This window comes from Micromonospora aridisoli (genome assembly GCF_056150025.1).
Window position 1 is genome coordinate 16,940 of sequence record NZ_JAXCFK010000012.1, and the last position, 16,375, is coordinate 33,314.

The following is a 16,375-nucleotide window of genomic DNA, read 5'->3' on the forward strand; positions in this document are numbered from 1 at the left end:
GGTTTCCGCGTCCCGGCCGGTCGTCGCGCTGTCGCGACGATCGTCGGCGCGCCGGGGGAGCGACGAGGGTCGCCGGATGTCGGACCGGCGTGGCACGATCGCTCAGGTGACCAGCAGATCCACCACCCAGCAACGCCTCGGTGACCTCGCCCGGCTGCGTCGGGTACGCGACCGCATCGACCGGGAGCACGCGCAACCGCTGGACGTCGAGGCGCTCGCTCGGGGAGTCAACATGTCGGCCGGGCACCTGAGCCGCCAGTTCCGGCTGGCCTACGGTGAGTCCCCGTACGGCTATCTCATGACCCGGCGCATCGAGCGCGCCATGGCGCTGCTGCGTCGCGGCGACCTGAGCGTCACCGATGTCTGTTTCGCGGTCGGCTGCTCGTCGCTGGGCACCTTCAGCACCCGCTTCACCGAACTGGTCGGCGTACCACCCAGCGTCTACCGCCGTGAGGCGGCGCGGGCGACGAAGGGGATGCCCTCCTGCGTGGCGAAACAGGTGACCAGACCGGTCAGGAATCGAGAAGCGGCGGCCCGTGCGCCGCAGCTAGCGTGACCGCCATGAACATCAACATTCACGCCAGCTTCCTGCCGCACAACGACCCGGACGCCGCCCTGGCCTTCTACCGCGACACGCTCGGCTTCGAGGTCCGCAACGACGTCGGGTACCAGGGCATGCGCTGGATCACGGTCGGCCCGCCCGGCCAGCCCGGCACCTCCATCGTGCTGCACCCGCCGGGCGTCGACCCCGGCGTGACCGAGGAGGAGCGCCGTACCATCACCGAGATGATGGCGAAGGGCACCTACGCCTCGATCCTGCTGGCCACCCCCGACCTCGACGGCGTCTTCGAGCGGCTCCAGGCCAGCGACGTCGAGATCGTGCAGGAACCCACCGAGCAGCCGTACGGGGTCCGTGACTGCGCCGTCCGCGACGCCGCCGGCAACATGATCCGAATTCAGGAAGCGCGATGAGCATGGGCAACCGGTCGACGGCACCGCACGCCGCCGACAGCCACGATCTGATCCGGGTGCAGGGTGCGCGCGGGAACAACCTCAAAGACGTCACGGTCGAGCTGCCGAAACGTCGGCTGACGGTGTTCACCGGCGTCTCCGGGTCGGGCAAGAGCTCGCTGGTGTTCGGCACCATCGCCGCCGAGTCACAGCGGATGATCAACGAGACCTACAGCGCCTTCATTCAGGGCTTCATGCCGACGCTGGCCCGTCCGGAGGTCGACGTCCTCGACGGGCTGACCACCGCGATCATCGTCGACCAGGAGCGGATGGCCGCCAATCCGCGCTCCACCGTCGGCACCGCCACCGACGCCAACGCCATGCTGCGGATCCTGTTCAGCCGGCTCGGTCAGCCGCAGATCGGCTCGCCCCAGGCCTTCTCCTTCAACGTCGCCTCGATCAGTGGCGCCGGCGCGGTCACCATCGAGCGCGGCGGCACCACGACGAAGGAGCGGCGGAGCTTCAGCATCACCGGCGGCATGTGCCCGCGCTGCGAGGGCACCGGGCGGGTGACCGACATCGACCTGACCGCGTTGTACGACGACAGCAAGTCGCTCAACGAGGGCGCGCTGACCGTTCCCGGCTACAGCATGGACGGCTGGTACGGCCGGATCTACCGCGGTAGCGGCTTCTTCGACCCCGACAAGCCGATCCGCCGGTACACGAAGAAGGAACTGCACGACCTGCTTCACAAGGAGCCAACCAAGATCAAGGTTGAGGGGATCAACCTGACGTACGCGGGCCTGATCCCGCAGATCCAGAAGTCGTTCCTGTCCAAGGACGTCGAGGCGATGCAGCCGCACATCCGCGCCTTCGTGGAGCGGGCGGTCACCTTCACGGTCTGCCCCGACTGCGACGGCACCCGGCTGAGCGAGGCGGCCCGGTCGTCGCGCATCGCCGGGATCAACATCGCCGACGCGTGCGCGATGCAGATCAGCGACCTCGCCAAGTGGGTGCGCGGGCTGCGTGAGCCCTCGGTGGCACCGCTGCTGGCGTCGTTGCAACACACCCTCGACTCGTTCGTCGAGATCGGGCTCGGCTATCTCAGCCTGGACCGACCGTCCGGGACGCTCTCCGGTGGCGAGGCGCAACGCACCAAGATGATCCGCCACCTCGGTTCCTCGCTGACCGACGTCACCTACGTCTTCGACGAGCCCACCATCGGGCTGCACCCCCACGACATCCAGCAGATGAACCGCCTGCTGCTGCGCCTGCGCGACAAGGGCAACACGGTGCTCGTGGTGGAGCACAAGCCGGAGACGATCGCCATCGCCGACCACGTCGTCGACCTCGGCCCGGGGGCCGGTACGGCGGGCGGCACCGTCTGTTTCGAGGGGACCGTCGAAGGGCTGCGGGCCAGCGGTACGCTCACCGGCCGCCACCTCGACGACCGGGCCACCCTCAAGAAATCGGTGCGTACCCCGACCGGGCAGCTGCCGATCCGTGGGGCGTCGACGCACAACCTGCGCGACGTCGACGTCGACATCCCGCTCGGGGTGCTCGTCGTGGTCACCGGCGTCGCCGGTTCGGGCAAGAGTTCGCTGGTGCACGGGTCGATCCCCGCCGGTGCCGGGGTGGTCTCGATCGACCAGGGCGGCATCCGTGGCTCGCGGCGGAGCAACCCGGCCACCTACACCGGGCTGCTCGACCCGATTCGCAAGGCGTTCGCGAAGGCCAACGGCGTGAAGCCGGCGTTGTTCAGCGCCAACTCCGAGGGGGCGTGCCCCAACTGCAACGGCGCCGGAGTCATCTACACCGACCTGGCGATGATGGCCGGTGTCGCCACCGTGTGCGAGGAGTGCGAGGGCAAGCGGTTCCAGGCGTCCGTGCTGGAGTACCGCCTCGGTGGCCGGAACATCGCCGAGGTGCTCGCGATGCCGGTCAGCGAGGCGGAGGAGTTCTTCGGGGCGGGCGAGGCACGTACGCCCGCCGCGCACCGTATCCTCAGCCGGCTCGCCGAGGTCGGTCTCGGTTACCTCAGCCTGGGCCAGCCGCTCACCACGCTCTCCGGCGGCGAGCGACAGCGGCTCAAGCTGGCCACCCACATGGCCGAGCAGGGCGGGATCTACGTGCTCGACGAGCCGACCACCGGGCTGCACCTCGCCGACGTCGAGCACCTGCTCGGGCTGCTCGACCGGCTCGTCGACTCCGGCAAGTCGGTCATCGTCATCGAACATCACCAGGCGGTCATGGCACACGCGGACTGGATCATCGACCTGGGACCCGGTGCCGGTCACGACGGCGGCCGGATCGTCTTCGAGGGCACCCCCGCCGATCTCGTCGCCGCCCGGTCCACCCTCACCGGCGAGCACCTCGCCGCCTACGTGGGCGCCTGACCGGTCACCGCCGGCATCAGGGTGCCGGCTGCGGCTCGATGACCACGCCGCTGCGGGGGCGGGTCGGAATGCGGTGCAGCGGGATGGTGAGGTCCTGCTCCGGGACCGTGTAGTCCAACCGCGCCAGCCGCACGGCGAGCGCCTGGAGCAGGGCCACGGTGATCTCCTCGCCGGGGCAGCGGTGCCCGGTGCGTGGATCGCCACCGCCCTGCGGGATCAGCTCGAAGGGGCCGATCTGACGTCCCACGAACCGGTTCGGGTCGAAGCGGTACGGGTTCGGCCAGAGCCGGGCGTCGTGGTTCTGGCCGTACAGGTCGAGCAGCACCATGGCGCCCTTCGGGATCGCCACGCCGCCCCAGCTCAGGTCGGCCACGGCGAGACCACCGACGAACGGTGCGAACGGGTAGAACCGGCGGACCTCGTGGGCGAACGCGCGGGCGAAGGCGGGATCGTCGGCGCGCAGTCGGTCGCGCTGGGCCGGCCAGCGGTGCAGCGCGTGCCCGGCGAACGCGAGGAACCAGGTCACCGCCACCGTCGGGCGGATGATGTTGAGGATCTCGACGGCGGCGGTGTGCGCGTCCAGCGGTCGACCGTCGGCGTCCCGGTGTTCGGCGACCGCGCTGACCGCCGAGCCGGACGGGACCTCGGCGGTGCCGACGCGCACCCGCTGCACCAGGTCGGAGATCCACCGCTCGCGACGTCCCCGGGCGCGGCGGGCCCGCCAGTGCCGGGGACCCGCGGTGGCGAAACCGTCCACCGCGGCGACCAGGTCCGCCGCGAGCGCGGGCACCTCCTCGCGCTGCACCGGGATGCCGGTCCAGTCGCAGATCGCCCGGGTCAGTACCTGGGCGCCTTCGTCGAAGAGCACGACCCGCCGGCCGGCCCACGCGCGGGCAGCCTCGTCCCATGCTCCCTCGGCCCGGGTGACCAGATCGTCGATCCCACCGCCGTTCAGCAGCGCCATGAACATGGCCTTGCGTACCCGGTGCGCCTCGCCGTCGAGAGTGTGCACGGCGCCGCGTCCGAACAGGGTGCCGCGTACCGGTTCCGGAACCGCGCCGTGGCGCTGGACATGGCGCTCGTCGTAGAACCACTCCACGGCCTCCGGCCCGTGCAGCGCGATCGCGCGTTGTCCGAGCAGCCGGGTACGCAGCACGTCCGAATCGCTGCGGCGCAGCCGGTTGGGCAGCCAGGCGTAGCCGCGAACGGCCAGCGGGAGAGTGTTGTCAAGGCGATTGATCAGATCGGGCATGCTGTGTGGTGCCCAGCGGGCCGCCCGCCAAACCACCCGTCCGGGCAGTCGGAAATGGGGCCCGGGTCAGCCGCGTAGCCGCTGGGCCAGGGCGTCCCGGAGCGCGTCGATGCCGGCACCGGTCACCGCGGAGACCGGGACGGCGTCGGGATGGACTCGGCACAGCGCGCTCACCCAGTCCGGTGGCGCCACGTCGATCTTGTTCAGGACCAGGAGTTCCGGCACCTGCCCGGCACCGATCTCGTGCAGTACACCGTGCACGGTGGTGACCTGGTCCAGGGCATCGGGGGCGGAGGCGTCCACCACGTGCAGGGCCAGATCGCTGCGGCTGACCTCCTCCAGCGTCGAGCGAAACGCGTCCACGAGCTGATGGGGCAGATGCCGGACGAAACCGACGGTGTCGGTGAGGGTGTACGTCAGATCCGCGGTGCTGATCCGTCGGACCGTCGGATCGAGGGTGGCGAACAGCACGTCCTGGACCTGGGCGTCGGCGCCGGTCAGCCGGTTGAGCAGCGCCGACTTGCCGGCGTTGGTGTAGCCGGTGATGGACACCGACGGGACGCGGTTGCGGGCCCGCCGGGCGCGGGTGCGTTCCCGACGCCGTGCCAGGTCGGTGGCGTCCCGGCGCAGCCGGGTGGCCCGCTGACGCAGCGTGCGTCGCTGGGTTTCCAGGCGCATCTCACCGGGACCACGCACACCCATCCCGGCACCGCCGGCCATCCGACCACCACCGACGCGGGACATGGACCGACCGCCTCCACGCAGCCGGGGCAGCTGGTAGGCGATCTGCGCCAGTTCCACCTGGACCCGCCCCTCGCTGGTACGGGCGTGCTCGGCGAAGATGTCCAGGATCAGGGCGGTCCGATCCACCACCCGCACCCCGACCCGCTCCTCCAGGTTGCGTACCTGACCCGGGGAAAGCTCCCCGTCGGCTATCACCAGGTCCGCGCGGGTGCGTTCGGCCATCGCGGCCAACTCGTCGACCTTGCCCGAGCCGACGAAGGTCGCCGGGTCCGGCCGGGCACGGTTCTGCACGACCTCGTCGGCGACGCGCAGGCCGTCGGTGTCGGCGAGGCGTCGGAGTTCGTTCAGGGACGTGCGGGTGCCCGGTCCGCCGTCACCGTCTTCTGGTCGTACCGCGACCAGCACCGCCGTGGGACGTTCACCGGTGGTGCCGGCGTCCGGGCCCAACAGCCAGGCTCCCGCCATGGTCACCTCTTCTCGATTCTGGTGAGGCCCTCGTACCCCGCTCGCGGCCGACCATGCCGTGCGGCTGTCACTCGGCCAGCAGGCCCGCGTGCCCGGCGAGCGCCGCGGCCTCGGCGCGGGTGGTGACGCGCAGCTTGCGCAGCAGCGCGGCGGTCATCCGTTTCACGGTGCGTTCGGAGACGTGCAACTGGTCCGCGATCGCCAGGGTGCTGCGTCCGGCGGCGATCGACCGGAGCAGGGCGCGTTCGTCGGGGTCGAGATCGACCCGGACGCCCGGCCCGGAGTGCAGCAGGTCGCGCAGGAGTTGGGCGGGTAGTACGGCCCATCCGTCGAGGACGGCCAGCAGCGGCGGCAACAGTGCCTCGGGCTCGGCGCTCTTGGGCAGGAACGCCTCGGCACCGGCGCGCAGGGCCTCCAGTGCCGGCGCCGGATCGCCGTCACCGGACATCGCCACCACCCGTACCCGCGGTGTGGTGCGTCGGATGGCCGCCACGGCGCGGGTGCCGCCGGGGGCGGGCATGTGCAGGTCGACCAGGGCCACGTCCGGCAGGCATCGAGCCACCAGCGAAGCCGCCGCGGCCGCGTCACCGGTGGAACCGACCACCCGCACCCGCCCCCCGGTGGCCGCCGGCAGCAGCAGGTCGAGCCCACGGGCGAACAGCGGATGGTCGTCGACGACGGCCACCCGGATAGCGGGGGATTCGGACATGTCTGTTCCCTTCCCGAGCGGGTACCGATCATGCGGCCGGTGCCACCGCGGGGGGAGTGGGACGAATGCGCAGACGGTACGGGATCGGACGACTGCTGAAGGCACTGCGCCGTACCGACCCCCTCGCTGGTGGGGCCGCGTCAGCGGCCGGCTCCTCCGACCTGCTGCTGCGGGTGCTCTGTCACGAACTGCGTACGCCCGTCACGACGCTGACCTCCCTGACGCGGGCCCTCGCCGACGAGACGACACCGCTGAGCGGTGCGGACCGCCGGGCGATCTCCGCCCTCGCCCGCGATCAGGCGGTCCACCTGCAGGTTCTGCTCGGCGAGGCGGCGACGAGCGCGGGCGCGCTGACCCTGGTGACCGGGCGGGACGAGCGGACGGTGGCGCTGGCGGAGATCCTGCCCGCCGTCGCGGCGCTCGTACCGGTGGAGCGGCGGCGCATCCGGGTCAGCCGGGAAGCCGCGCGGTGTCCGGTGTCGGCACGTCGTACCCGGCAGATACTGGGCAACCTGGTCGAGAACGCGCTGCGGCACGGACCGGTCGCCGGGCGGGTGAGCATCCGGGCGGTTCGGCGTGCGGGTGAGCTGAGCATCAGCGTGCTGGACGAGGGGCGGGTGGCGGACGGCCTCGTCGAGGCGCTGCGCCGGCCCGCCCCGGCCGTCGGCATGTCCGGCCTGGGGCTGTGGATCGTCCGTGAACTCGCCGCCGCCGACGGCGGCCGGGTGTGCCTGCACGGGTTGCGGCCGCACGGGGTGGCCGTGGAGGTGCTCCTTCCGGCTCACCGCAGAGGTTGACCCGGGCGGGCCACCCGTTGGCCCCACCGGGCCGGCGATGCGGGAACTGACCTCGGTGACAGCACATCGCATCGAGGAGGGCCCGTGTTCACCCATATCAAGGACCTGCAGTTCGAAGCCAAGCCGGACGGCCCCGACGCCGCGTTCGCGCGCCGCCTCCAGGAGATCCTGGGCGGCAAGTGGGGCGAGATGACGGTCGCCAACCAGTACCTCTTCCAGGGCTGGAACTGCCGGCTGCCGGGCAAGTACAAGGATCTGCTGCTCGACGTGGGCACCGAGGAGATGGGCCACGTCGAGATGATCGCCACCATGATCACCCGACTGCTGGACAACGCGCCGTTGTCGCTGCAGGAGGCGGCCGAGGACAACCCGATGGTCGGGGCGATCTACGGCGGCTCCAACCCGGCGCACTTCATCCACGGCGGCGGCGGCGCGATGCCGGTGGACAGCGTCGGGGTGCCCTGGAACGGCAACTTCGTCACCGCCAGCGGCAACCTGATGGCCGACTTCCAGCTCAACGTCACCGCCGAGGCGCAGGGCCGGCTCCAGGTGTCGCGCCTGTTCAACATGACCGACGACCCGGGGGTCAAGCAGATGCTCCGGTTCCTGCTGGCCCGCGACACGATGCACCAGAACATGTGGATGGCCGCCATCGAGCAGCTCAAGGAGGACGGCCTGGAGGAGATGCCGGTGCCGGACGCCTTCCCCGACTCGCCGGACTTCACCGAGCAGTTCAGCTACACCTACCTGGACTTCTCGCCCGGCCAGGACGCCGCGGAGGGCCGCTGGGCCTCCGGGCCGACGCCGGACGGCAAGGGCGAGTTCCGCTACGACCACAGCCCGCGCGCCCACGCGCCCGAACCGGTCCTGCCTCCGGGCGACCCGCGCCTGTACGGGACCAACCCGGGCATGGCGCAGGGCGTCGTCAACACGGTCAAGAGCAAGATCAGCTGACGTCGGTCCGCCGGGTCGTCCGTCCACCCGGGCGGCCCGGCGGGTGCCGCCCGTCCTGAGGAGGTGTGCCGTGACCGAACTCGTGCTCCGTCCGCTCGCGGACGCGTTCATGCAGGTGGGTGTGTACGTCGCCGTGATGGTGGCGCTGTTCGGCTGGCTGCGCTGGCGGTACGGGGACCGGGTCACCGACGGGCTGACCCGTCGTCGCCGGGTGGGCCCGCTGGTCGGCGCGCTGCTGGGAGTCACTCCGGGCTGCGGCGGCGCGATCATCCTCATGCCCCTGTACGCGCGCGGCAAGGTCTCCTTCGGCACCGTGGTGGGAGCCCTGGTCGCGACCATGGGTGACTCGTCCTGGGTGGTGCTGGCCTGGAACCCGCTCTTCGCGCTCCAACTGCACGCGCTGCTGTTCGTCGTCGGTCTGGCCACCGGGTACGCCGTCGACGCCCTCGGCATCGACCCGGTCCGGTCCGCCGGCCGGCGGCGACCCGGGCCCGTCGCGGCGCCGGTGGGCCTCGCCGCCGACGCCGGGCCCGACCTCGCCTCGTCCCGTCGCCTGCTGGGCGGACTGCTGCCCCGGGTGCCCGCGTCGACCGCGTTCTGGGGTCTGACGACGCCGTCCTTCGCCGTGTCCGTGCCGGTGGTGTTCCAGCTCGTCGACCCGCAGACACTGGCCGGCGTGTTCGGCGGGGTGGACCCGTACCTGGCGCTCGGTGTGCTCGGCACGCTGGTGGCGGCCCTCATCTTCGCCGCGGGGCGGGGACGGCTGGCCGACGACAGCCTGGAAACCGCGCACGCCCGCACGATGGCCGCCACGCTGCGGCACAGCGCCCACGAGGCCTCGTTCGTCACCGTCTGGGTGGCGGTGGCCTATCTCGGCTGGCAGGTGCTGAGCACCACGACCGGCTTCGACGGTTCGCAGCTCGTGCTGACCGGCATCGTCGGCGTGCTGGTCGGCGCCGTGGTCGGCCTGGTACCCGGATGTGCCCTGCAGATCGTCTTCACCGGTCTCTACGTCAGTGGTGGACTGCCGCTACCCACCCTGGTGGCCAACGCGATCAGCCAGGACGGCGACGCCCTGATCCCGCTCGCCGCGCTGCGCCGCCAGTCCGCGGTCGTGGCCACCGTCATCACCACCATCCCCGCGGCGGTCGTCGGCGGGGCACTGCTCGTGCTGTTGTGAGATCCGGCCGAAGGAGCATCCGATGTCGATCGTCATCCCGGACCCCGCCCCACTGTCGCGGGTCCGGCGCAAGCTGGCCGTCTTCAGCGCCCTGAGTGTCGTCGCGCTGGCCGTCGGGCTGCCCGGCTGGACGGTCGCGGCGCTGACACTGACCAGCCTCGCGATTCCCGCCGCCGTCGGCCTGGCCGGGGGCAGAGCCCTCCTGCGCGAGCTGCTGCGCCCGCACCCGGACGTGACCGTGGGCGCGCGGGCGGTGCGACACCGACCGTGACGCGGTCCTCGCCGCTGGCGCTGGTTACCGGCCACGCCAAGTACGACCACTGGGGCCTGGCGGTGGATCCGCCCCGGCGGGCCGGGGTGCCGGCCGGCGAGGGCGACGACGGTCACCTCCCCACGTACGGGCCGGAGCCGATCAACGCAGCCGCTCCGCGAGGAACTCCTCCCAGGTGCGCTTGCCGACGGTGGCTCCCGCGACGTTGAGGTTGTCGCCTGCGCGGTAGGCCCGGCCGGCCGCCCCGGGTACCGGCACCGGCAGGAAGGGCCGGCTCCGGCCGCGCGCGGCGAGATAGCCGCGAACCAGATCGGCGAGAGCGTAGACCTTCGGACCCGCCAGGTCCGGCACCAGACCGGACGGAGCGCCCAGGGCCAGGTCGACGAGACGGTCGGCGACGTCCCGGGAGTCGACCGGCTGGAGCCGGATCACCTTCGGGTCGGGTACCACCGGCAACGCACCCACCTTCCGGACGACGGTGAGGACGAGGTCGTGGAACTGCGCCGCCCGCAGGATCGTCCACGGCACGCCGGATCCGCTGACGGCCCGCTCCGCGCCGTGCTTGGCCCTGAAGTAGCCGATGGGCACCCGGTCGGCAGCGATGACGGAGATGTGGACGACGTGCCGCACCCCCGCCCGGACGGCGGCCCGCATCAGGCTGGTCGTGGCCCGGTCGTCGCCCTTCGGGCCACCCGCCAGGTGCAGCAACGTGTGGACACCGTCGACCGCGGGCTCGACGCCCTCATCTCGCAGCAGGTCGCCCACGACGTACTCGACACCGTCGGCGCTGCGGTGGGGCGTACGGCTGAGCACCCTCAGGGTGCGGCCCGCCTCGCGTAGGCGCGGCAGGACGTGACCGCCGAGCGTGCCGGTGCCGCCGGTGACCAGGAGGGGAGCGTTCTTCGCTGGGTCGTTCATGGCCCATCCGTTCTGTCGGGTACAGCACCTCGACCCCGCCCGGCCGCCTATCGTGACACCGACCGGCCGGCCCGTGCCGCGAGCGCGGTGGCGTCTCGTGCCTGGCGTCCCGGCCGCGCTGAACGGCTGCCGGCGACACCCCTGCGCCGTCGGATGACCCATTCCGCCACGGTGACGTTGATGAGCCAGGCGGCGGTCATGGTGCCGGTCCGGCTCGCCGTGGTCATCGGCCCGACGGCGGTGAGCCAGGCCAGGTGGGTGAAGAACTGGGTGCCCGCTCCCATGCCGATGGCGTATCCGCGGATCATCCACGCCCGGTGCCCGGTGAAGTCGCGGCGCCGGACCGACCCGAAGCCGAGGACGAGCGACGCGGCCATGGCGAGGCTGACCACCACGCGGACGGCCACCAACGCGTCGCCGTCGAGCGCCGTCCGGGGCAGGAACAGGGTCAGCCACAGACCGGTCAGGGCGGTGAGCAGACCGCAGGGAATCAGGATCCGTCCCGCGATCCGGTGCCAGCCGCTGCGGAGCCGACGGAACCTGGGCGCGAACTGGAAGGCGCCGAGGACGCTGAACACGGTGACGCTGACGATGTGGATCACCACGGGCACCGGGGCCGAGGCGATCCGGTCACCGTCCGGCAGCACCTGCGCACCGCCGGCCAGCTCGGCCAGCCGGAGGCCGCCCGCGAGCGCCGGCACGGCACCGAGCACCAGCAGGCCGGCGGGAATGAGCCAGGAGGATCTGGTGGATGGCTGCACAGTGGTTCGTCCCTTCTCGCGGTGCGGTGACTCCCGTTCGGGCCCGCCGCCAGGCGGTCGGAGGCGGCGCGCGGGGCGTCGCGGGGCTCGGTCCGGCAGGGACCTGGTCACCTCTGCTCGTCGATCCTGGCGACCGGGCGGGCGGAACTCATCGCAGTGCGGGGCGGCATCAGCTCGGCCGATCGACGGGATCGCGGGCCGTACTTTGGGCCGGCCGGCCCGTGGGCGGTCCGTGCCGGGCCCGGCTCGCGGCGCGGAGCGGGGAGAGGGTTGAATCGTGGGATGGCCATCCGCGTGGTCGTCGCCGACGACCAGGAGATCGTCCGTACCGGACTGACGATGATCCTCAACGCCCAGCCGGACATCGAGGTCGTGGGCGAGGCGGGCGACGGTCACCGGGCCGTCGAACTCGCCCGACGACTGCGTCCGGACGTGTGCCTGTTCGACATCCGGATGCCCGGTGTGGACGGTATCGAGGCCACCCGCCGGCTCGCCGGCCCCGCCGTGACCGAACCCTTGGCCGTGGTCGTCATCACCACGTTCGACCTCGACGAGTACGTCTACGCCGCGCTCCGCGCGGGAGCGAAGGGCTTTCTGCTCAAGGACGCCGGCACAGCCCTGCTGACCCAGGCCGTGCGCGCGGCCGCCGCCGGCGATGCCCTCATCGCGCCGAACATCACCACGCGGCTGCTCAGGGCCTTCGCCGACGCCGGACCGGCCGCGCCGCCGCGACAGCCGGTCGACGCGCTCACGCTGCGGGAGGAGGAGGTGCTCGCCGCCGTCGCGCACGGTCGCACCAACACCGAGATCGCCAACGAGTTGTACATCAGCCTCAGCACCGTCAAGACCCACATCGCCAGCCTCATGGTCAAGCTCGGCGCCCGTAACCGCGTCGAGATCGCGATGTGGGCGTACGAGACCGACCGCGTCCGCCCCAGCCCGGACCCGTCGTAGCCGCTCGCCGTGCGTGGTGCCGCCGTTCGGAGGTCACCGCCGGCGGGTCACCGCGAACACCCCGAGGACGGTAGCGTGACCCGGTCATCGAACCGGCGGCTCGGTGAGACGCCCGGACCGATCCGGCACCGCAGGTCGGGCTCCAGCGTCTCGCTCGGGTCGCTGTCACCGTTCGGGTCATCTCATGCCGAGGGAGCGGGATGCGGACGAGGTTGGGCGACGAACTGGCGGCGGCCCTGCGCGCCGGACGGCTGACCGGCCTGCACGCGGCCGTCGTGGTGCGCGGCGGCGAGATCCTGCTGGAGCATTACGGCTCGGGGGCGGACTTCAGCTGGGGAAGACCGCTGGGCGTCGTCGAGTTCGGTCCCGACACCCGGCACGATCTGCGGTCGGTGACCAAGAGCGTGACCGCGCTGCTGTACGGGATCGCACTCGGGGAGGGCCGGGTTCCCGGTCCGGAACAGCCGCTGCTCGACCACTTCCCGGAACACCCCGATCTCGCGGCCGACCCGCAGCGGGCGCGGCTGACCGTGGCGCACGCGTTGACGATGTCGCTCGGGCTGGAGTGGCGCGAGGACCTGCCATACACCAGCCCCGCCAACGCCGAGATCGCCATGGAGTTGGCGCCGGACCGGTACCGGTACGTGCTGGAGCGCCCGGTCGTCGAGTCACCCGGTGACCGGTGGCACTACTGCGGCGGCGCCACCGCCCTGCTCGGACGGTTGATCGCCGACGGGACCGGGCAGCCGTTGCCGCAGTACGCGGACGCGACTCTGTTCGCGCCGCTGGGCATCAACGGTGTCGAGTGGATGGCCGGCCCGGACGGGGTGGCCTCGGCCGCCTCCGGGCTGCGGCTCACACCACGCCAGCTGGCCCGGATCGGCGAGTTGGTGCTCGCGGACGGGGAATGGGACGGCCGCCAGGTCGTTCCCGCCGAGTGGATCCGGGCGATGCTCGAACCCCGCCTGGAGACCAGTTGGGGCATCCGGTACGGCTACCACTGGTATCGGGAGACCGTGGCGGGTCACCATCTGGCGACCGCTCGGGGCAACGGTGGGCAGCGGCTCGTGGTCGTGCCCGAACTGGACCTCGCCGTGGCCGTGACGGCCGGCAACTACGACGATCCGGACGAGTGGCGGACGCCGGCGACGTTGCTCGAACATGTGATCCTGCCCGTGCTGGGATGACGGCCGCGCGGCGGAGGCACGGGTGATCTTCACGTGGCGTTCACGGGGCTTCCGGCGCAGCGACATTTATTGATCGCGATTTCTGCGAGAATCCACTGGTCGGCCTGCCGCGCCCCCAAGACGGGTTCCCCCACCCGCCGTGGCAGGAGACAGTCAGGAGTCGTCCCGTGGCTCACGCACGTAGGGTCGCCATCGTCTCGGTGGTCGCCGTCGTCCTGTCCGTCGTACTCGTGCCGCAGCCGGCGCACGCCGCGCCGCCCAACATCCCCTCGCACAGCACGGCGGTGAGCCGGCTGAACTCGCTCACCGTCGCCGCCGAGTCCCACCAGTCCAGCTACAACCGTGACCTGTTCCCACACTGGATCACGATCACCGGCACCTGCAACACCCGTGAGCAGGTGCTCAAGCGCGACGGCAGCGGCGTCGCGGTGGATGCCAACTGCTACCCGACCTCCGGATCCTGGTACAGCCCGTACGACGGTCTCACCCGCACCAGCCCTGCCGAGATCGACATCGACCACATGGTGCCGCTCGCCGAGGCCTGGCGGTCCGGGGCCTGGTCGTGGACCACGGCGAAGCGACAGAGCTACGCCAACGACCTGGGCGGCCCCGAACTGTGGGCGGTCACCGCCACGTCGAACCGGTCCAAGGGTGACAAGGACCCGGCGGCCTGGAAGCCCCCGCGTGCCGCGTTCCACTGCACCTACGCCCGGGCCTGGATCCAGGTGAAGTGGTACTACAGCCTCACCGTCGACAGCGCGGAGAAGTCGGCGCTGAACAGCATGCTCAGCACCTGCTGAGGTCCCGGCCCGCACCGGCCCACGAGGGGTGTGACGTCGACGGCGTCACACCCCTCGTCGCTGTCAGCCGGCCGGCGATCGCCTCCTCCAGCAGGTCGGCGCGCTCGCGTCGCCAGTCGTCCACCGCCCTGGCGTACCCGTCGGCGGTGCGGCTCCGGTCGCTGCGGCGTCGTCGACCCCGCGGCGGTCGAACCGACCAGGCCCCCGCGCCCTTCCGGTTGCGGGCCGTCACCCGCCGGTGAGTCGGTCGGCCCGGGCGTTCAGGTAGCGCTGCTGGGCCAGGTTGGTGGCCCGCGCCGCAGCCGTCCGGTACTCGGCCCGGGCCGCCGCCGGGTCACCGCGCCGCTCCAGCAGATGCGCCCGTACGGCGGGCAGCCTCGGATCCCGGGCCAGCCGCCCGTCGGCGGCCACCGTGTCGACCAGGGCCAGTCCCGCGTCCGGCCCCGCCGCCATGGCCACCGCCACCGCGTGGTTCAGCGCGACCAGGGGATTGGCGTCCATCCGCCGCAGCACCTCGTACAGCGCCGTGATCTGCGGCCAGTCCGTCTCCTCCGGGCCGGGCGCCTCGTCGTGCAGGGCGGCGATCGCCGCCTGGATCTGGTACGGCCCCGGACGCCCTCGGGGCAACGCCTCGGCGATCAGCGCCGTGCCCTCGGTGATCTGCTCGGCCCGCCAGCGGGAACGGTCCTGTTCGGCCATCGGCACCAGCTCGCCGTGCGGGCCGGTACGCGCCGGCGCGCGGGCGTCGGTGAGCAGCAGCAACGCCAACAGGCCGGTCACCTCCTCGGCGTCGGGCAGCATCCGATGCAGCAGCCGGGTCAGCCGGATCGCCTCGGCGCACAGATCGGCGCGGAGCAGTCCCGGGCCGGAGGTGCTCGCGTACCCCTCGTTGAAGATCAGGTAGAGCACCCGGAGGACGGCCGTGAGTCGCGTCGGGACCTCGGCCGGCGCGGGCATCGCGAACGGCAGGCCACTGTCCCGGACCCGCTGCTTGCCCCGGCTGATCCGCCGGGTCATGGTCTGCTCCGGCACGAGGAACGCCCGGGCCACCTCGGCCGTGCTCAACCCGCCCACCGCTCGGAGGGTCAACGCGATCTGCGAGGCCGGGGGGAGTGCGGGATGGCAGCACAGGAACAGCAGGATCAACGTGTCGTCGGCGTCCGTCGCCCGGTCGTTCGCCGGCGACAGTCGCCACTCGGCCAGCACCCGCCGGCCGACGACGTCCTCCCGGTGCCGTCGGGCCTGCTCGGCCCGGAGCAGGTCGGTCAGCCGCCGGGACGCCACCGTGATCAGCCAGGCCCGCGGATTCTCCGGCAGGCCGTCGCGGAGCCAACCGACCGCCGCCGCGATCAACGCCTCCTGGGTGGCGTCCTCGGCGGCGTCGAAGTGCCCGTAGCGGCGTACGAGCGCGCCGAGGACCTGCGGCGCGAGCGTGCGCAGCAGGTCCTCGACGGACTGTTCACCCATCAGACGAGGTCGTCGACGCCCTCGGCGATCGGGCGGACGTCTACGTACTCGCCGGGGTTGTCGGGGTTCACCAGACGGGCGGCGATCTCGGCGGCCCGGTCGAAGCTGGCGCACTCCACCACCGTGTACCCGGCGAGCACCTCCTGCGTCTCCGGGTACGGTCCGTCGGTGACCACGGGGGCACCGTCGCGTACCTGGACCCGCCGGGCGTGCACGGGCGCGGTCAGGCCCTGCGCGTCGACCAGCTCACCGGCGTCGGCGAGGTCCTGGTGGACCTTGCCCATGTGCGCGTGCATCGCCGCGACCTGTTCGGACGACATCGCCGGCCGGTCGGTGTCACGCCCGGCCATCGCGTCGTAGTCGCGCTGGGAGCCGTACAGCATGATCATGTATTTCACGGGTGTCTCCCTCTCGTGGCCGCCACCCCTGCGGTGCCGGTTCATCGGGGACGTCGGAGCCGCGCGTCAGTTCCGGACACCGGTCACCGCACCTGTTCTCGACCTTATCGAGCAACCGGCGACCGGAGCGGCGGAGCAGCCTCCACCCTTCCGTCTCCCGGTCCTGCTGAA

17 protein-coding genes are annotated in these 16,375 nt (G+C 72.0%); 10 read left to right on the forward strand and 7 right to left on the reverse strand.

Annotated features, from left to right (window positions below; translation table 11 throughout):
- Positions 1–76: 76 nt before the first annotated feature.
- Genes SM447_RS23130 through SM447_RS23140 form a run of 3 tightly spaced genes read left to right on the forward strand, consistent with a single transcriptional unit; the run spans position 77 to position 3,347 of the window.
- Positions 77–556 carry a helix-turn-helix transcriptional regulator gene (locus tag SM447_RS23130; RefSeq protein WP_474574952.1) on the forward strand — a complete coding sequence of 160 codons (480 nt, stop codon included), beginning with the start codon at positions 77–79 and terminating at the stop codon, positions 554–556.
- Positions 557–561: 5 nt separating this feature from the next.
- Positions 562–972 carry a VOC family protein gene (locus tag SM447_RS23135; protein ID WP_474574953.1) on the forward strand — a complete coding sequence of 137 codons (411 nt, stop codon included), beginning with the start codon at positions 562–564 and terminating at the stop codon, positions 970–972.
- A 2-nt stretch (positions 973–974) separates the two neighbouring features.
- On the forward strand, positions 975–3,347 hold the full coding sequence (locus SM447_RS23140) for an ATP-binding cassette domain-containing protein (RefSeq protein ID WP_474575143.1): 2,373 nt from the start codon (positions 975–977) through the stop codon (positions 3,345–3,347).
- A gap of 16 nt (positions 3,348–3,363) precedes the next feature.
- Here the strand turns inward: SM447_RS23140 and SM447_RS23145 are convergent, their stop codons facing one another.
- The 3 genes from SM447_RS23145 to SM447_RS23155 form a co-directional block, all read right to left on the reverse strand.
- A complete protein-coding gene (locus tag SM447_RS23145) occupies positions 3,364–4,599 on the reverse strand; it encodes a cytochrome P450 (protein WP_474574954.1) in 1,236 nt (411 codons plus the stop codon).
- A gap of 66 nt (positions 4,600–4,665) precedes the next feature.
- Complete coding sequence (gene hflX / locus SM447_RS23150) at positions 4,666–5,808, reverse strand: GTPase HflX (protein ID WP_474575144.1); 1,143 nt, start codon at positions 5,806–5,808, stop codon at positions 4,666–4,668.
- Between the two features lie 67 nt (positions 5,809–5,875).
- Positions 5,876–6,517: a response regulator gene (locus SM447_RS23155; protein WP_474574955.1), complete on the reverse strand. Its 642-nt coding sequence runs from the start codon at positions 6,515–6,517 to the stop codon at positions 5,876–5,878.
- 65 nt (positions 6,518–6,582) lie between these two features.
- Between SM447_RS23155 and SM447_RS23160 the strand changes: the two genes are divergently transcribed.
- The 4 genes from SM447_RS23160 to SM447_RS23175 all read left to right on the forward strand — a co-directional run bounded on the left by SM447_RS23160 (position 6,583) and on the right by SM447_RS23175 (position 9,719).
- Entirely contained in the window at positions 6,583–7,314 is a 732-nt protein-coding gene (locus SM447_RS23160; protein WP_474574956.1) for a sensor histidine kinase, read from the forward strand.
- Between the two features lie 84 nt (positions 7,315–7,398).
- Positions 7,399–8,268 carry a manganese catalase gene (locus SM447_RS23165; RefSeq protein WP_474574957.1) on the forward strand — a complete coding sequence of 290 codons (870 nt, stop codon included), beginning with the start codon at positions 7,399–7,401 and terminating at the stop codon, positions 8,266–8,268.
- A 70-nt stretch (positions 8,269–8,338) separates the two neighbouring features.
- On the forward strand, positions 8,339–9,448 hold the full coding sequence (locus SM447_RS23170) for a putative manganese transporter (RefSeq protein WP_474574958.1): 1,110 nt from the start codon (positions 8,339–8,341) through the stop codon (positions 9,446–9,448).
- Between the two features lie 22 nt (positions 9,449–9,470).
- Positions 9,471–9,719, forward strand: coding sequence for a hypothetical protein (locus tag SM447_RS23175; RefSeq protein ID WP_474574959.1), 249 nt, complete (start codon positions 9,471–9,473; stop codon positions 9,717–9,719).
- A 141-nt stretch (positions 9,720–9,860) separates the two neighbouring features.
- On the opposite strand, the gene SM447_RS23180 is transcribed toward SM447_RS23175, so the two are convergent.
- Positions 9,861–10,637 (reverse strand): SDR family oxidoreductase, encoded by a 777-nt coding sequence (locus tag SM447_RS23180; RefSeq protein WP_474574960.1) that lies wholly within the window; start codon positions 10,635–10,637, stop codon positions 9,861–9,863.
- Between the two features lie 47 nt (positions 10,638–10,684).
- On the reverse strand, positions 10,685–11,398 hold the full coding sequence (locus SM447_RS23185) for a DUF2306 domain-containing protein (protein WP_474574961.1): 714 nt from the start codon (positions 11,396–11,398) through the stop codon (positions 10,685–10,687).
- A gap of 282 nt (positions 11,399–11,680) precedes the next feature.
- On the opposite strand from SM447_RS23185, the gene SM447_RS23190 reads away from it, so the two are divergent.
- The 3 genes from SM447_RS23190 to SM447_RS23200 all read left to right on the forward strand — a co-directional run bounded on the left by SM447_RS23190 (position 11,681) and on the right by SM447_RS23200 (position 14,339).
- Complete coding sequence (locus tag SM447_RS23190; RefSeq protein ID WP_474574962.1) at positions 11,681–12,352, forward strand: response regulator; 672 nt, start codon at positions 11,681–11,683, stop codon at positions 12,350–12,352.
- A 200-nt stretch (positions 12,353–12,552) separates the two neighbouring features.
- Complete coding sequence (locus SM447_RS23195) at positions 12,553–13,539, forward strand: serine hydrolase domain-containing protein (RefSeq protein WP_474574963.1); 987 nt, start codon at positions 12,553–12,555, stop codon at positions 13,537–13,539.
- A 167-nt stretch (positions 13,540–13,706) separates the two neighbouring features.
- On the forward strand, positions 13,707–14,339 hold the full coding sequence (locus SM447_RS23200; protein ID WP_474574964.1) for an HNH endonuclease family protein: 633 nt from the start codon (positions 13,707–13,709) through the stop codon (positions 14,337–14,339).
- Positions 14,340–14,567: 228 nt separating this feature from the next.
- On the opposite strand, the gene SM447_RS23205 is transcribed toward SM447_RS23200, so the two are convergent.
- Positions 14,568–15,806, reverse strand: coding sequence for an RNA polymerase sigma factor (locus SM447_RS23205; protein WP_474574965.1), 1,239 nt, complete (start codon positions 15,804–15,806; stop codon positions 14,568–14,570).
- Positions 15,806–16,195, reverse strand: coding sequence for a YciI family protein (locus SM447_RS23210; RefSeq protein ID WP_474575145.1), 390 nt, complete (start codon positions 16,193–16,195; stop codon positions 15,806–15,808). Before SM447_RS23210 ends, SM447_RS23205 begins: the two co-directional genes overlap by 1 nt.
- Between the last annotated feature and the right edge of the window lie 180 nt (positions 16,196–16,375).